The 16362-nt window shown below is 40.1% G+C and carries 19 protein-coding genes; 11 read left to right on the plus strand and 8 right to left on the minus strand.

The genetic code is table 11. The features are described 5' to 3' along the window. The first annotated feature begins 8 nt into the window (after nt 1-8). From minD to TERMP_RS05325, 5 genes are all read left to right on the plus strand, one after another. Nucleotides 9-746, plus strand: coding sequence for a cell division ATPase MinD (gene minD, locus TERMP_RS05305; protein WP_013467338.1), 738 nt, complete (start codon nt 9-11; stop codon nt 744-746). After that, complete coding sequence (locus TERMP_RS05310) at nt 746-1489, plus strand: ATP/GTP-binding protein (RefSeq protein ID WP_013467339.1); 744 nt, start codon at nt 746-748, stop codon at nt 1487-1489. The genes minD and TERMP_RS05310 overlap by 1 nt, the downstream gene beginning before the upstream one ends. Nucleotides 1490-1618: 129 nt before the next feature. Further along, nucleotides 1619-3061, plus strand: a complete 1443-nt coding sequence (asnB, locus tag TERMP_RS05315) for an asparagine synthase (glutamine-hydrolyzing) (protein WP_013467340.1) — start codon at nt 1619-1621, stop codon at nt 3059-3061. Nucleotides 3062-3208: 147 nt separating this feature from the next. Beyond that, a complete protein-coding gene (locus tag TERMP_RS11275) occupies nt 3209-4495 on the plus strand; it encodes a cell wall-binding repeat-containing protein (RefSeq protein ID WP_013467341.1) in 1287 nt (428 codons plus the stop codon). Between the two features lie 61 nt (nt 4496-4556). Then, nucleotides 4557-5591 carry a glycosyltransferase family 4 protein gene (locus TERMP_RS05325; RefSeq protein WP_013467342.1) on the plus strand — a complete coding sequence of 345 codons (1035 nt, stop codon included), beginning with the start codon at nt 4557-4559 and terminating at the stop codon, nt 5589-5591. Here TERMP_RS05325 and TERMP_RS05330 read toward each other — a convergent pair. Further along, complete coding sequence (locus tag TERMP_RS05330; protein WP_013467343.1) at nt 5572-5883, minus strand: hypothetical protein; 312 nt, start codon at nt 5881-5883, stop codon at nt 5572-5574. The two genes, TERMP_RS05325 and TERMP_RS05330, sit on opposite strands and share 20 nt — an antisense overlap. Before the next feature lie 60 nt (nt 5884-5943). Here TERMP_RS05330 and TERMP_RS05335 point away from each other — a divergent pair, with 60 nt between their 5' ends. Both TERMP_RS05335 and TERMP_RS05340 read left to right on the plus strand, forming a co-directional pair. After that, nucleotides 5944-6969: an L-threonylcarbamoyladenylate synthase gene (locus TERMP_RS05335; RefSeq protein ID WP_013467344.1), complete on the plus strand. Its 1026-nt coding sequence runs from the start codon at nt 5944-5946 to the stop codon at nt 6967-6969. 83 nt (nt 6970-7052) lie between these two features. Continuing rightward, nucleotides 7053-8249: a hypothetical protein gene (locus TERMP_RS05340; protein ID WP_373419380.1), complete on the plus strand. Its 1197-nt coding sequence runs from the start codon at nt 7053-7055 to the stop codon at nt 8247-8249. On the opposite strand, the gene TERMP_RS11385 is transcribed toward TERMP_RS05340, so the two are convergent. After that, on the minus strand, nt 8239-8427 hold the full coding sequence (locus TERMP_RS11385; RefSeq protein ID WP_081452204.1) for a helix-turn-helix domain-containing protein: 189 nt from the start codon (nt 8425-8427) through the stop codon (nt 8239-8241). The genes TERMP_RS05340 and TERMP_RS11385 overlap by 11 nt on opposite strands. Nucleotides 8428-8524: 97 nt before the next feature. Further along, entirely contained in the window at nt 8525-8944 is a 420-nt protein-coding gene (locus TERMP_RS05345) for a hypothetical protein (protein ID WP_013467346.1), read from the minus strand. A gap of 91 nt (nt 8945-9035) precedes the next feature. Here TERMP_RS05345 and TERMP_RS05350 point away from each other — a divergent pair, with 91 nt between their 5' ends. Continuing rightward, complete coding sequence (locus TERMP_RS05350) at nt 9036-9743, plus strand: nucleotidyltransferase domain-containing protein (protein ID WP_013467347.1); 708 nt, start codon at nt 9036-9038, stop codon at nt 9741-9743. On the opposite strand, the gene TERMP_RS05355 is transcribed toward TERMP_RS05350, so the two are convergent. Then, nucleotides 9740-10306, minus strand: coding sequence for a cyclase family protein (locus tag TERMP_RS05355; protein WP_013467348.1), 567 nt, complete (start codon nt 10304-10306; stop codon nt 9740-9742). The genes TERMP_RS05350 and TERMP_RS05355 overlap by 4 nt on opposite strands. Before the next feature lie 55 nt (nt 10307-10361). Between TERMP_RS05355 and TERMP_RS05360 the strand changes: the two genes are divergently transcribed. Beyond that, nucleotides 10362-11627, plus strand: a complete 1266-nt coding sequence (locus TERMP_RS05360) for an adenosylhomocysteinase (RefSeq protein ID WP_013467349.1) — start codon at nt 10362-10364, stop codon at nt 11625-11627. Nucleotides 11628-11656: 29 nt separating this feature from the next. Here TERMP_RS05360 and TERMP_RS11460 read toward each other — a convergent pair whose 3' ends face one another. The 3 genes from TERMP_RS11460 to TERMP_RS05370 all read right to left on the minus strand — a co-directional run bounded on the left by TERMP_RS11460 (nt 11657) and on the right by TERMP_RS05370 (nt 13783). Continuing rightward, nucleotides 11657-11917 carry a hypothetical protein gene (locus TERMP_RS11460; protein WP_013467350.1) on the minus strand — a complete coding sequence of 87 codons (261 nt, stop codon included), beginning with the start codon at nt 11915-11917 and terminating at the stop codon, nt 11657-11659. Nucleotides 11918-11963: 46 nt separating this feature from the next. Continuing rightward, nucleotides 11964-12350, minus strand: coding sequence for a hypothetical protein (locus TERMP_RS05365; protein ID WP_013467351.1), 387 nt, complete (start codon nt 12348-12350; stop codon nt 11964-11966). A gap of 254 nt (nt 12351-12604) precedes the next feature. Continuing rightward, nucleotides 12605-13783 (minus strand): WD40 repeat domain-containing protein, encoded by a 1179-nt coding sequence (locus TERMP_RS05370; protein ID WP_148221070.1) that lies wholly within the window; start codon nt 13781-13783, stop codon nt 12605-12607. Between the two features lie 61 nt (nt 13784-13844). On the opposite strand from TERMP_RS05370, the gene TERMP_RS05375 reads away from it, so the two are divergent. Continuing rightward, the gene (locus TERMP_RS05375; RefSeq protein ID WP_013467353.1) at nt 13845-14075 is read left to right on the plus strand and encodes a nucleotidyltransferase domain-containing protein; all 231 of its coding nucleotides are present in this window, start codon (nt 13845-13847) and stop codon (nt 14073-14075) included. Here TERMP_RS05375 and TERMP_RS05380 read toward each other — a convergent pair. Continuing rightward, complete coding sequence (locus TERMP_RS05380) at nt 14068-15450, minus strand: peptidase (protein ID WP_013467354.1); 1383 nt, start codon at nt 15448-15450, stop codon at nt 14068-14070. The genes TERMP_RS05375 and TERMP_RS05380 overlap by 8 nt on opposite strands. A gap of 129 nt (nt 15451-15579) precedes the next feature. On the opposite strand from TERMP_RS05380, the gene TERMP_RS05385 reads away from it, so the two are divergent. Next, nucleotides 15580-16350: an alpha/beta hydrolase gene (locus TERMP_RS05385; protein WP_013467355.1), complete on the plus strand. Its 771-nt coding sequence runs from the start codon at nt 15580-15582 to the stop codon at nt 16348-16350. Nucleotides 16351-16362 lie beyond the last annotated feature (12 nt).

Below are 16362 nucleotides of genomic sequence, written 5' to 3' on the forward strand. Positions count from 1 at the left end.
TGGGAAAATTGGGAAGGTTGATCTCAATAACCTCCGGTAAAGGAGGAACAGGAAAAACTACCACAACTGCTAACCTCGCAATTGCCCTTGGGAAGCATGGTTATAAAGTGTGTGCGATCGATGCAGATTTAACGATGGCAAATTTGAGTTTAATTATGGGTTTGGACAACGTTAACATCACAATCCATGATGTACTCGCTGGAGAGGCAAAAATAGATGACGCAATATATACTACCGAGTATGAGAATGTCCATGTTATACCTGCGGCAGTTGACTGGGAGCACGTAATAAAGGCAGACCCAAGAAACCTTCCAAGCATTATTAAACCTCTGAAAAGCAGGTTTGACTTTATTCTAATCGACTGCCCAGCAGGTCTCCAAATGGATGCCATGAGTGCAATGCTCAGTGGGGAAGAAGCTGTAATTGTAACAAATCCAGAGATCTCATGTATAACTGATTCAATGAAAGTTGGTATTGTTCTTAAAAAGGCGGGGCTTGCCATTTTGGGATTCGTGCTAAACAGATATGGGAGAAGTGAAAATGATATACCTCCAGAAGCAGCTGAGGAAGTTATGGAAATTCCGCTCTTAGCAGTAATTCCAGAGGATCCGGCAATTAGGGAAGCCACACTGGAAGGAGTCCCAGTTGTGGCATATAAACCTAAATCAGAAGGGGCAAAAGCATTTATGGAGCTTGCAGAGAAGATTACGCGTATAGCAGGCTACAAAGCAAGGGTGATGTATTAATGATTTTAACCTTTGTAGGAACTGCAGGAAGTGGCAAGACGACAATAACACACACATTTGGAAAATACTTAGAAAAAGAAGGATACACAGTTGGTTATGTAAATTTGGACACAGGAGTTAAAAAACTGCCTTACAAACCAAACATAGATGTCAGGGAAACCGTAACTGTCGAGGAGATAATGAAAGAAGGTTATGGGCCCAACGGAGCTATTGTGGAAAGCTATGATAGATTAATGCCACATATTGAAAGATACATCACTAAAATTCTGGAGCTTGAGCGGGGAAAAGATTACGTTCTCATTGATACCCCTGGCCAAATTGAAACATTCCTTTTCCATGAATTTGGGGTTAGACTTATGGAAAATCTTCCAGCTCCCCTTGTTGTATACCTATTTAGCCCCGAAGTTCTAAGAAAGCCCCACGATTATTGTTTTGTCCGTTTTTTTGCCCTTATGATTGATTTAAGGCTTGGCTCAACTACAGTTCCAGCTTTGAATAAAGTGGATTTGGTTGATAATTTGGAGAGGCATAAGCAATATCTTGAGGACATGGAGTACCTAACATCCCGTCTAAAGCTTGATTCCTCAACACAGGGGCTGTTGGCATACAAACTATGCACATTTTTGCCGGAAGTATCTCCACCTGTTCGAATCCTTTATCTGTCGGCAAAAACAGGAGAAGGATTTGATGATCTGGAGACCATTGCATATGAACACTACTGCACCTGTGGGGATTTGACTTAGTTCAATCTTGCTCCAGAGTTCCACACGCTTTTTCAGAGCATGCCTTGATTTACTGAAAACGTTTGCAAATAGAAAGGAAAAAGTCTTTTCTATTTTTGGCTATATCTTACCATTCCAGAGGTGAAGAAAATGTGCCTAATAGCAGGAGGTGTGGGAAAGAGTCTTAAAGAACGGATTGTCAAGATGATCTTTGCTGGCAAGCACAGGGGAGAAGACTCTTTTGGTGTGTGGACTGATGAAGGAGTTTTAAAAAGTCGGAATTTCTCCAAAGTTTATGAAATCCCGAACGGTAATATAGCACTTCTCCAGTGCAGATTAGCAATGACCGGCTCAAAAGAATTCACTCAACCGTTTTACAACGAGTTTGTTCTCGTCCACAATGGAGAGATTTACAATCATACTCAAATCAGGGAATATCTGGAAAATAAAGGGATCTCATTTGAAAGCAACGTTGACAGTGAGGTCATTTTGAGACTTTTAGAATTTTTAATTCATGAAAAGGACATGTCCTATGTGACTGCGGTTAAAAAAAGTATGAAAATACTAAACGGTGATTACGCAGTTGCTTTTTCTGATGGAAGAGAAATTTATCTTTTCAGAGACCCTATTGGAATCAGACCCTTATATTATTCACCAAACGGCTTCTTTGCCTCTGAGAAGAAGGTCTTATGGAGTATTGATGAAAACGCTATTCCAGTAAATCCAGGTGAAGTTGTTAAGATTTCAAAAGGGAAGGTTGAGAGATTTAAGGTCTTTAATATCCTTGAGCTGAGAGATAGTTTCTTTCCCTACGAGAGAGCAAAGAAATCACTAATTAAAAGTCTGGAATACTCTGTAAAAATAAGGGTAGGAAAAAAGACTGGCGTGTTGTTTTCTGGGGGGTTGGACAGCTCGCTCTTAGCTTTGCTTTCATCAAAGTATTCCAACGTTACCCTTTACGCTGCGGGAGCAGAAGGGAGTCAAGATTTAGAGTGGGCACGAAAAGTGGGTGATATGCTGGGATTGAAGCTGAAGGAATATGTTTTTGACATTAGTGACGTTGAAGAAGTTATTCCAAAGGTGGTCTTTGCTATTGAAGAACCTAACCCCATGAATTTAGCAATAGGAATTCCTCTCTATTTTGCAACAAAACTGGCAAAAGAGGACAACCGCAAACTCCTGCTTAGTGGGCAGGGGGCTGATGAGCTCTTTGGAGGATACTTTAAGTATCTGGAAAATCCAGGACTCATGGAAAAGGATCTGATTGAACTTGGAGAAAAAAACCTGGCAAGGGATGACAAAATAGCAATGCTTAATAGCGTAGAAGGAAGGTTTCCATTTCTGGATCTAAATGTTGTCAGAACAGCGTTGAGAACCCCCATTGGATTCAAAATAAAGAACGGGATCAGAAAAGCAATTTTAAGAGAAGTGGCATTTGAATTAGGATTGCCAAAAGAAGTTGCATACAGAGAAAAGAAAGCCTGCCAATATGGAACAAATTCGCAGAAAATACTACAGAAAATTGCAAAAAATAAGGGGATGAAGACCAAAGAATTCGTACACAGAGTATTCAATGAAGTATTTAAACACTGATAAACGATCCTAAACTCTCTTTAACATCTACAGATATACGGAGCCACCAGCTAACACTTTGGTAAACAATTTCAGAGTTAAAGCTACGATTTCATGAAAAAAGCTTAAATATTAGACCTCCGTACAAATTAACGAAGGTGTAAAGTGATGATGAGAAAAAAAGTCTTAACAACATCCTTAGTCATGATCTTCATGCTTTCACTAATCCCAATATCACACGCTGCGGATGTTAACATAGTGATACTTGTGAGTGATAATGAGGCAGATTCAACTTTAGCCGATAGTGTCGCAAACATTATTAATGCTTACGCAGTTATTAAAGTCCCTTGGGGAATCTACAACCCAAACTATTCTGCTGAAGTATTAAAATATGCCCCCGATAAGGTTATAATAATTGGAGGACCCACAGCAGTTCCAATTGATTATGAAAAAGATCTTGAAGAGATGGACATCCCCTTCGAGAGATGGTACGGAAAGAACAGATATGAAACCAATCTGGTGGTGGTTCAAAAGCTTAAGGAGGAATTCCCCGAAGAATTTTCCCAAATAGAGACAGTCTACATTGTACATGGTAGGGACGTCCTTAGCATGCTTATGCAGAGGTGGCTTGATGCATTACCCAATGTGGCTAAGTACAAGTCAATTTGGGTATTTACAGGAGATGGGTACGAGAATTTAAGCCTTCAAGTTCTTGATGATATACTCGAAGCATCGCAGGGACGCCCATGGGTTGAGGTGATAGTAACTTCAAGATGGATTCAGCTGGAGCATAAAAAAGTTCCAAAACCTCTATTCAATATTAACACAGATGAAATTGCCAATTTTCTAAGGAAGAAAGGATATGAAGTAACTGTTGGTAATTACACGCGCGGAACGTATTTTACTATCAAGTATGCAGGCACAATAGGTCAGGTTGTCTTAGAAACTCTGAAACTTGTGGACAACAAAACGCAAGTAGCAGAAAACTTCCTTGATGGTCTCGATATACCTGAAGCGAAGAAGAGACTCAACATGGCAAAAGAACAGATCACAAAAGCCTGGAAGCTTTACAGTCTGGGCAACTATCAGGAGGCTTATCTTCTTGCAGTTGCAGCAAACAGAAATGCTGACTTCGTAATAAGTATGTCCGCTAAAGAGTGGAACAAAATTGCCCAGATGTCTCTGAACTATGCACTTAATAGGGAGGTTTTAAGGCTCGAGGCGAGAATCAACGCATTAAAAGTCCTCGGCATTAATACCGAGAGCGTGGAGGAAGTTTTAGCAGAGATAAAATTAGCGATAAAATCCAAAAACTACTCAAAAGCCCTCAAACTTATCAAAGAAGCAAAGGAAGAGCTTAGAGAAATGTTTATCAATGAAAAGAGACACCCTCTCCCGGTACCCCCAGATCACAGAGAAGAAAGAGGGGGACATGCTAAAAATCCAAGACCATAATTTGGCATTTAACTAAAACTTTTTAATTTCTTGTTCTTTTATCTGAGCAGAGGATGGAAAGATGAGAATTCTCATGGTTGGGCATTACCCTCCACACACAGGTGGAATTGCGAGACACCTTGATAAGTTAGTTAGGGAGCTTAGAAAGAGGCACGAAGTACATGTTCTTACATATGGCCCCATAATCCCCAGAAAATTTGAATCGGAATTTGTCCATCAGGTTAAACCTCCAAACATTTTTGGGGTAAGAGGTATAAGCTTTACTTTCTTGGCATCTAAAAAAATTCGGGAGCTTCACAAAAAATACAGATTTGATATCATACATGCCCACTATATAGGAACAACCACATATGCTGCAATATTAGCCAAGAAACATGTTAAAGTTCCAGTAGTTATTACAGCACACGGCAGTGATCTTGATTTCATGTCCAGACTGCCTTTAGGCACATATTATGTGAAAAAAAGCCTGAGTGAAGCAGATAGAATTATAGCTGTTAGCCATTACTTGGCTAAAAAGGCACTCTCTCTTGGTGCAAAAAAGGTTTATGTTGTTCCAAACGGAGTCGGGAAACTTCAATATGACGGGAGGGAGAGGAAGTTCATAACCTTTATTGGAGCACTGAGGCACTATAAAAGTCCAGAAACAGTGCTTAAACTTGCCGAAGCTTTCCCCAACGAGCAGTTCTTAATTGTTGGGGATGGTCCTCTTAAAAAGGTTTTAGAAGAAAAAGCTCCTTCTAATGTCAAATTTTTGGGCTATAGAAGGGATATAGAAAATATTCTTTCGAAAACCAAAATCTTAATCTTGCCTTCCAAACGAGAAGGTTTTGGACTGGTAATAGTTGAAGCAAACGCCTCAGAAGTTCCAGTAATTGGAAGAAAGGTAGGAGGTATTCCAGAGCTAATCCGAGAGGGCAAAAATGGGGTTACATTTGAAAAATTTGAAGAGTTGATTGAAAAGTTTCAAGGGATGCTGACTCCAAAAAAACAGCGTAAAATGGGAGATTTTGGAAAAAAGATCTCTGAAAAGTATACATGGAAAGCCATTACAAGACAAATTGAAGCAATTTACGAATCTACACTACACTTTCCTTGAGCTCCCTAATCCTGCTAACAGCTTTGTAAAACTCGTTAATATCGATCTCGTAAACCAATGTCCTACCCTGATATTTTGTTAAAAACCTAACACTTCCATTCTCATCATCAACTGAGTATTCAACTAAGAGTCTCAGCTTGTCACAGACATCGATGAATTCCTCCAAAGACTTCACTCTTACTTCGTCCCCTTCCAACTCCTGCATCTTAACCTCAAGAAAAGGCGTGTTGGGGAATAACCTTTTTAGCTCTCTCATCGAGTATTTAAATGCATAATCTGACCTGCTCACCATGGGAAACACCGAGAGTAATTAATATCATAAGATTAAATAAAGATGTTGGAAGTGAGGGTTATGACGATTGTAATAAATATGAGAGACAGAGTTGATAATAGAAAAATCAAAATTGCCGCAAAGTTCATTAGAGAGGGTAAACTTGTTGCATTTCCAACTGAGACAGTGTATGGACTTGGAGCCGATGCATTAAACGAGAAAGCAGTTAGGAGAATTTTTGAGGCAAAAGGCAGGCCTGCTGATAATCCTCTAATTGTGCACATAGCTCGGTTTGAGCAGCTATATGAGTTGGCAAGAAACGTTCCCAGAGAAGCCGAAATTCTGGCAGAGCACTTCTGGCCGGGGCCTTTAACTATAGTGCTGCCGAAAAAAGACAATGTCCCTAAAACTACAACAGGTGGGCTTGATACTGTGGCAATAAGAATGCCCGCTCATGAAATTGCCCTAAACCTAATTAAAGCGAGTGGAAGACCAATAGCAGCCCCTTCGGCCAATATAAGTGGTAAACCCAGTCCCACCTTAGCAGAACATGTAGTGGATGACTTTTATGGGAGGATAGAGTGCATAATTGACGGGGGAGAAGTAAAAATTGGAGTCGAGTCTACGGTTTTAGATCTAACAACAAAGCCACCCACTCTTCTGAGACCGGGAGGCTTGCCCTTAGAGGAGATAGAAAGGATCATTGGAAGAATAAAAATCCATCCGGCTGTAAAAGGTAAAACTGTAGATATTGCAAAAGCTCCAGGAATGAAGTACAAGCACTATGCTCCAAATGCCCAAGTGATTGTAATTGAAGGGAACAGGGAAAAAGTTAAAGAGAAAATCAAGGAGCTTTTGAAGGAATACAAAAAAAGAGGGATAAAAGTCGGTATTATGGCTACTGGAGATTTTTATGAGGCTGATGCATATGTAAATCTGGGAAATAGTGAAGAGGAAGTAGCAAAAAATCTCTTCAGAGCCCTGAGGGAACTTGATAAATCTGGAGTTGATGTAATCCTTGCAGAAGGAATAGAAGAGAAAGGTCTCGGATTAGCAGTAATGAACCGTCTCAGAAAAGCTGCCGGATACAAAATAGTTAGAGCATAACCCTTTTATCTAATGAGAGATAATGCTTAAATAATGCAAAGAATATAAAATTAAGGCTTGAAGGGAATTGCAATCATGAAGAGGTGAGAATCTTGCCATTTAACCCATTCACTTCAAGTCCAGAGGACTTAGAAGGTATTGGTTACAAGCGCATTACAGATGGAAAAATCAAGGAGGGGCTAAAATATCTCATTAAAGCCGCAAAGGGATATGAAGAAATTGGAAAACTCATGGATGCGGCAAGACTTTATAAGTATATTGGAGTTTCCCTTCTGAACAAAACCAAAACCCCACAAAAAGCACGACCGTTTCTTCTCAAAAGCGCTTATATGTACCTGCACCTGATTGAAGAAGAAATTGAAAAAATAGAGATAAACCTCATAAAACTTGAGGATTTCTGCTTAAATGTGCTTGAAATCTTTACTCTCCTGAATGACGAGAAGAACCTGAAAAAATACACCAGAGAATTTGCAGTGATGTATGAGGACCTCGCCAATGCATACCTTGATACTGATGATATAGAATCTGCAATCGCCGCGTATGAAACATCGTATAGATATTACAAGCTTATTGGGGATTTAGATGGGGTTCGTATAGCTGCAGAGAGACTTATAGATCTGTATGGAAAGTTAGCCGAGCAGTATCTCGAAAATGGTTATTATAATGAAGCGGGGGACACATTTTTCAGGCTGGGATACTTTGTTAAGGATCTCTTTGATTACGATTCCCATTTTATAGAGATCCTTGACACCGCTGGAAAAAACTACGAGAGAGCAAGCAAGGAAGCATATGCTGAAGGAGACCTCGATCAAACCACGGAAAGATTGCTTAAAGCAGAATACGCCTATCTCTTAGCAAGAAACTTCAATAGAGCAAAGCTGATAGGGCTGAATGTTAGCAGAATGCTGTATCAGCTTGTAAACAGTTACAGAAGCAAAGGGAAATTTGAAAAAGTTGGGGATAAATTGTTGCAACTTGCAGAAGCATTAATTGGTGTGGGAAAAATTGAAAATGGACTGGAGGTATATAAAACCGCCCTTGAAGAGTCCAAGGGCAAGATAAACTATAGAGTCAGAATTAGAACTGCGCTGCTTCGGTATCTTGCAGCTAAGAAAAAGGATGTTACAATACTTGAACGGATAGAGCAGATAGAATTCTATTCAAAACGTGCGGATTATATAAAAGCCTTAGAAATTGCAGAGAAGATAATTAGTGAATATCCTGAGCTAAAAGAAATTAAAAACAAATTATACCATGCAGAAGGTATAGTCACTGGTTGATCCCCGCCCTTCTGTACCCCCTCCTTCTTGTGTCTCCCAAAAAGAAAACCTCTTCAACAAGTCCCTTCTGCTTTAAAATTCTCAATGCGTAGCGAACGGTTCTTTCCGAAAGAGACGTCAGACGGGCAATTTCCTTAGAAGAGAGCGGTTTTTCACTTAAGCTCTCAAAAACTCGTATTGCTGAGGTAGGTAAAGCAAACTACATCCCCCCTCATTGTCACCACCACTAAAAAGTTTAGAAGAGGGGTTATAAAGTTTCCGATTAAGGCAAAGATTCACTCCCTTGGCTTAAGTGCAACCCTTGGGAGGGGAATGTGATATGGAATCTTCATGTCTTTTGCAGCGATCATTAAAAAGGGGCTGATCTCATTTGTTATGAAGTTGACAACTTCAGCAAATACCTCCGGTCTAACTTTTTTCTCCTTCTCCCAAAGATCAAGGATCCCATCAATCTGCTCTTTCTGAGGAGGCAGGTAGAACACCATTCCCTCAACCACAGCACTTGCGACCTCGGGACGATAATTTATTCTATATTCAAAAAGAATCTCAATTCCGTTTACCTTCCCCGTAGGCATTCTCAGCTCCCCAAGTCTGACTTCTTTAATCTGTGGGGAAAGGTTAACTTCAACCCTACCGATTACTCCTCCTTTTTTCTCAATCTGTATTTTGGTAATGTTTATTCCCAACACTGGCATCTTTTTCACCACTCCAACTTCAACTGATGCTTATAAAACCTTATTGGTTCCCCCAGCTAAAAGTTAAAAGTCCACATGAATAGTCTAAATCATGCCGAGAGAAAAAGTTGTTCGCGTCTGGGATGAGCGGGAGATAGTGTATTCTCCGAAGAGATGGCGCTATTTGTGGGAAAAGCGAGAGAAAGCGCTGCAGATCATGGAGCGCTTAGCTCAGTTTGATCCCCACGTTTATGGAAGCGTTGCAAGGGGAGACGTTAGGAAGGATAGCGATATAGATATTGTTATTCCTTACAAAGTGCCAAGCTATCTAATTGAGCTTGCCCTTGAAGGGATATCAATTCAAGCAAGAAGAATTGTTATGGCAACTCCATGGCACCTCATAAAGGGACATATTGAAATTGATGAGGAAACAACCGTGACATTCTTTTTGACAAATCCCACAGATAAAGAGCTTGAATTCTACAAATGGGGCGGAATGGTCGATATCTGGGGAGTAAAAACCAAGCAGAGAGTTCCGGGGGTTAATAAAAAGCTGATCCTGATTATTCCGACAGAAAAGGGACATATTGAGAGGGAAGTTGTTGGGAGGGAAAGTGAAGTTGCAAAGATTATCGGTGTAAGTGTGGAGCTTGTCAAAGAGAGGGTGCACATCCTAACAAGAAGAGACGCAATTGGGAGGACAGGAGTTTACCTCAACGAAGAAGTTCCGGACTGGATGAGCTTTGAAGAAGCTTTAAAGATGATAGCTGACAGAGACCCAAACATCAGGAGAAAAGTTAGGGAGAGCGGAGGAATTTAAAGCAATGCAACAGCCCTAACAGGACTTCCGGAACCGTTTTCAATCTTAAGTGGAAATGCAATGAAAGTAAAGTTTTTCCCAATCAGCTTTTCAAGGTTTGCCAAATTTTCAAAAATTGGAATCTCAGCAGAGAGGAGCACTCTGTGAACCTCCTCGTTGCCAATGCTCATTCCATCAGTTCCAACAGCCTTAATCCCAGCATTGACTAAAAACTCAGCAAGCTCTACACTTAGCTCTCTCCCTCCCGAATAAAACAGCACAATTTTTCCTTCTAAGTCTGTTTTGGGAACTTCTTTAATAATTACTTCACCCTGACCATTAGAGACATCAACGACGATAGCTCTTCCAAAGAACTTCTCTAAAGGAAGTCCATCCACAGCTTTTCCACCTTTTATGAAGTGTGCTGGAGCGTCAACATGAGTCCCGCTGTGCTCTCCAAAGCAGAGAAGATTCATGTAGTATCCCTCCTTTTCAAGGCTTGTCCACTCTTTAATTTTGATCTCCGGATCACCTGGAAAAACTTCAAGCTCTTCGCTCAAAGTTTTTGTTAGATCAACAATCATTGCCCCCACCAATTGATTTTTAACACCTGAGCCTTAAAAGTAAACAGGTGATAACATGGACTGCACGAAAGATTATTGCGTTAAGGATATTAACTTGGCTCCAGAAGGAGAGAAGAAAATTGATTGGGTTTCTCGATTTATGCCCGTCCTCCAGAGCATAAGAAAGGATTTCGAGAAAGAAAAGCCGTTTAAAGGCATCAGGATCGCTGCCTGCCTGCATTTGGAGATGAAAACTGCTTTCCTCCTTCTCACGCTGAAAGCAGGAGGAGCAGAAGTTTCGGCAACTGCAAGCAATCCCCTAAGTACTCAAGATGATGTCGTGGCAGCTTTAGCAAGAGCGGGAGTAAAGGTTTATGCATGGAAAGGAGAGAACACGGAGGCGTATTACGAGAACATGCACAAAGCCCTTGACATAAAGCCCAACATTCTCATAGACGACGGAGCGGACATGATCAGCGTTGTTCACAGAGAGAGGCAGGAGCTCATTGACGATATTTGGGGAGCCAGCGAGGAAACGACAACTGGAGTTATCCGCTTAAGGGCGATGGAAAAAGATGGGGTGCTTAAATTCCCGATCATAGCTGTCAATGATTCATATACAAAGTATTTATTCGACAATCGCTATGGGACTGGTCAGTCCACATGGGACGGCATAATAAGAACTACAAACCTCCTTGTAGCGGGCAAAAACGTCGTTGTCGTCGGTTATGGCTGGTGCGGGAGGGGAATAGCAATAAGAGCAAGAGGATTAGGTGCTACAGTTATAGTGGTTGAAGTTGATCCAATTAGGGCATTGGAAGCAAGGATGGATGGCTTTTTGGTCATGCCTATGAGCAAAGCTGCTGAGATTGGAGACATATTCATAACGGCAACCGGTGATATAAACTGCATCCGCAAGGAGCATTTTGAAGTTATGAAGGACGGAGTAATCTTAGCCAATGCGGGGCATTTTGATGTTGAGATTTCAAAGCCTGACCTTGAGGCATTAGCTGTTGGGATCAGCAAACCAAGGCCCAACATAACTGAATACAAGCTCAAAGATGGGAGAAGATTGTATTTGCTTGCAGAAGGAAGGCTTGTTAATTTAGCGGCAGCAGATGGACATCCAGCTGAGATAATGGACATGAGCTTTGCCCTGCAAGCTATGGCGGCTAAATACATCAAAGATAATCATGAGAAGCTCGAAAATAAGGTCTACGTCCTTCCAAGGGAGATTGATGAAATGGTAGCGAGGATTAAGCTCAAAGCCATGGGCATTGAGATTGAACAGCTGACAGAAGAACAAAAGAAATACTTAGAAAGCTGGGAGCACGGAACTTAGTTAAGTTTTGTTCTTATTCTTTTTATCGCCTAAAGACCCAAAATGTTTCCAATAATGCAAATGACAACTGCACTAAAAACCATACCAACTGCTATCCCAACAGTTCTGAGCTTGGGATATTTTAGCTCAAAGAGCCTTTGAAATCCGGAAATGGACAGATCAAACAGCAAAAACACAAAAAACCACCATAAAAATAAATGAGGCAAACTTAAAGACAGGATATTTTTGAATAGCAGTGTGAGAGTCCCTGCTGCAAGGAGGTAACTTCCTATACGCTTTAAATATTCCATCTTAAGCACCTCCCTAATTATGGAGTCCTTTATCTTCAGGGTTAGTCTAAAACAGAGTTGTATTATTTTTAATGATGCCTCTTTTTTCTTCCATATAAACAAAGGGGATAACAAGAATTCCAACTATTCCAGCTATCAGAAAGTCTCTGCTGTATTGGCCGTATCCAAGAATCTTTGTAAGTATGCTCCAAATAAACTCAATAGATACTGCAAATAACACAGCAATAGTAACTTTGAGCTTCTTTTTTTGAGCATAATAGAGAATTGCCAAAGGTGCTAAAAAGAATGCTGAGGCAAGTAAAATTCCTCGAATTAATTCGAACGATAATTCCAAAAATGTGGATGGTTTATGAACAATAATATCACTATACCCTATTGTCAGCATGAGGAAGAAGGAAAATACAAAAAGCTTTCTCACGTCTACCTTTCTCATATTGTTCACCTCATGAGCCATGATAAACACAAGTTGTGTCCCACTCTAAACAATTGCTATCAACAAAACCACAACTTTTAGCTTTGAACTGTTCAAAGTATCCGCTCCAACAAACTACCATATAAGTTTTGCAACCAAAAATTATAAAAATTTCGTGAACCAAAAGTTTAAAACTTTACAAAATTCCAAAAAGAAACAAGTATAAAACAAAAACAACTCAAAGAAGTAATACAAAAAGTGAACCCGGACTTATGTTAATCCCTCATCAATTTTTTCGTTAAAACGATAGCAACAAGCACTCCAATTAAAATAAATCCAACGCCACATGTTTTCTTTTTTGTTTTATTTTCCACAATGCCAAAGGCATAGATTTTTGATTTATTCCACGCCTTTCTCTTATTGTCCCAGATGCTGGTACCAACAATAATCTGGTTGTTATTCGAATCAACTGATAAAAAGTATTCATCGGCTTTTTCAAACTTCCAAAGTATTGTTTCATTTTCATCTACCAAATATATACCCCCACCACCATTTTCAGTATCCACTGCCACTCCAACTAAATACCTCTTAAATATTGAAACATCAAAAACACCTATCTTAGTTGTGTTGCCGAGATGTTCCTCCCAGAGAATATTTCCATTATTGGAAAGCAGAGAGAAATCACCATTAGCAGTTCCTACAAGTATCTTCCCACCAAATGTTTCTAAATCCCATATTGAACCACGAAGCTGGATCTTCCAGATTAATGTTCCATTTGGTGATAGATAAACAACTGTTCCGTTGTAATCTCCAGCTACAACATATGTTTTATCAAAATCAACTGCAAAAACAGGCATTTTTGTTAGATATGCTCCCAAAATCTCACCATTTAAGGATAGAATATACACATACCCACTAAATCCACCAACAGCTATAAGTTGATTATCCTTAGAGATAGACACTCCAGCAAGTTTGTCTTCCAAATAACGTTTCCATTTTAGACCTTCTCGAGAAAACACATACAGATTTCCATCATAGCTGGAAGCCGCAACAATGCTCCCATCTTCTGATATTGCCACTCTCTTAACTTTTGTCATAGCATTAAATTTCCAAAGCAAATTGCCATTTTTATCAAAGAGCATAATCGTTCCATCTCTGCATCCTGTTGCGATGTAGCTATTGTTGGAAATTGCCGTATAACAATAACCAAAATCTCCGGTGTAGTTCCACATTTGTCTGCCATTTAAAGAGAGCACTACGATTCCTCCTTCAGTCCAAGTCCCGTTTATAGTTTGCCCGATACCTACAGAAATAAGCTCGTCGTTGGAAGAAATGTCGATGACACGAAAATCATTGATATTATACGCCCACAAATGCTCAATCTTCTCTGCATTTACCATAGGGACTATACAAAACAAAAATAACATCAATGTAAATGCAGGTACTTTACTCATGTCTTTTCCCGTATTTCCTTTGTAACAAAGATTTAAAAAATTGTTTGGTTAATTTCAAACCATGAGCATCAAACCTAACTGGCAATCTGCTTTGAACAAATTCCTCAAGGATTGGAAAGACAAAGACTTTGTCGAAGCGGCTTTACTCACCGGTAATCATGCTGTTGGAGTGCAGACCAAATATTCTGATGTAGATGTTTACATCGTGCTTTCTGATAAAGTTGACTGGCGTAAGAGAGGAATTGTCATAGATGGCGTTTTGATTGAATACCTTGCAAACCCGGTCAGCTGACTTCAATTCCCTCAACAAGTTTTCTCCGGATTTCATAAATTCTGTTCCTGAAGTGTTCTGAGTATTCTTTAAGCCTGGCTATTTCAGAAAGCTCAAGACCTTCTTTGTACTCTCTCGCAGCTCTCTCCAAATTCCCCCCTTTGGCGCTTTCTTCCGCATTTTGGATCTTTCTATTGAGAAAGTCCAAGAGCTGATTTCTGAGGTTCACCGTTGCCAATCTGAGTGCTATATCAACGAAAAGCTGGGAGCGTAGCCGCTGATTTTTAATGGTTTTTGCCTCTTCTATTGCCTTTTCAAACAACACTTGATATCCATCCCTTCCCCTGTTGAAGAGCTCCAAGCCGATTACAGAAAATGCCCTCCCCCTATAATAGCCATCCCGGATATGTCCAACGACTTGCAATGCCCTTTCAAATTCACCTTTCTCCGCCAACGCTATGCTCATTTCGCTTAAAGCTAAATCTTTATGGATTTGATCTTTAAGGCTTTCAACGATTTTTAACGCCTCCTCATAGTGACCAGCTTTTATGAGTGCACTAACGCTCAACGCTCGAAGCTTAAGTTTCTTTTTTCTGTCGTCAATCAGCATCATGAGGTTTAGAGCTTTGGTCAGATTTCCGGCGCTTATAAGCCTCAAAATAACTGATTCAAGAACCTGAATCTGAGCTTCTTTTACCCTCAACTTCTCTATAAGATTTAAACTTTCATCAACTTTTCCAGCTTCTGCAAGCTTTGAAATTATTTCTCCAAACGTCATCTCTCTCATGACGAAGTTCTCTATCTCTGAAGCACTTTTTAATGCCTGAGAGAATACCGACAGATATAGTTGAATACCAGCTTCTGCGAGGGCTTTCCCTATCTCGCTAAATGCTATTGCCCTATAATAGGGATCTGAAATTTTCTTTGCAACTTTAATTGCCCCTTCAATGTCTTCACTCTTAAGCAAATCCCTCAGAAAGTACATTACTGCTGCAACTTTGTCTTCTTTGAGTTCTATTTTAAAGATCAAAGTTAATATCTCTTCAACGAGCTTAAGGACAAGTGTTTCATCAAATGTGACAACCTCCACAGCTATATCAGATAGTGCCATCGCCTTTTCTTTAGGGTTGGCAAGCTTCTTTGTTTCATTTATCGCCATTTGAAGGAGCCCTTTGTAGAGACCCACATCTGCATCTTTAACCGCAGTAGCTAAGCTCAGGAGCGATTGAATTCTCGTTAAATCATCCCCAATTGCTTCAACAGTGTCGAATCCTAAAGATAACAACTGTTGATCTCCGTGAGAAATCCTTAAAAGAGTGCTTATTATTTTCATTTTCTCACTGTTGTTATCAATGAATGGTAGCAACTCCAAGATTTCATTAATTTTCTCCTCCATCCCAACTCACGAATTTATCTACCCCTTGGAGTTTATAACGTTCTCGGCTTGAGCCTATCCATATTAAACTTGTCTGCCTAAGTAACATTTTTATTCCTCTTTCCCCCCACTTTTTATCTGGTGTTTTCGATGATATACAAGGCCAAATTTGGAACTCCTGAAAGGGGATGGATTGTTCTTGTTCACGGTCTTGGGGAACACAGCGGCAGATATGAGAAGCTGATAAACATGCTTGTGGATGAGGGATTTGCCGTCTATACCTTCGACTGGCCCGGACATGGGAAAAGCGAAGGGAAGAGAGGACACGCAACAGTTGAACAGGCTATGAAAATAATTGACGAAATTATCGAGGAAATCGGAGAGAAGCCATTTCTCTTTGGACACAGCTTAGGTGGATTAACGGTCATCAGATATGCACAAACACGACCAGATAGGATTAAAGGGATCATAGCTTCTTCACCAGCCTTGGAAAAAAGCCCCAAGACTCCGAGCTTTATGGTACTCTTAGCAAAGGTACTGGGAAGCATTGTTCCCACTCTAACTTTAAGCAACGGAATTGATCCAAATCTATTGTCTCGAAACAAAGAGGCTGTTAGAAAATATGTTGAAGACAAACTCGTGCATGACAAAATTTCAGCAGCTTTGGGGAAGAGTATTTTTGAAAATATGGAAAAAGCACACGAAGATGCTGAGAAGGTCAAAGTCCCCATACTAATCCTAATAGGCACGGAAGATGTCATAACACCACCAGAAGGGGCGAGAAAGCTGTTTGAAAACTTGACAGTTGAAGATAAAATGCTCAAAGAGTTCAAAGGGGCATACCATGAGATTTTTGAAGATCCGGAGTGGGGAGATGAGTTTTATATGACAATAATTGAATGGTTGAGAATCCACTCTTAAGATAAAGAAAAT

The organism is Thermococcus barophilus MP (assembly GCF_000151105.2).
GTDB lineage: Archaea > Methanobacteriota_B > Thermococci > Thermococcales > Thermococcaceae > Thermococcus_B > Thermococcus_B barophilus.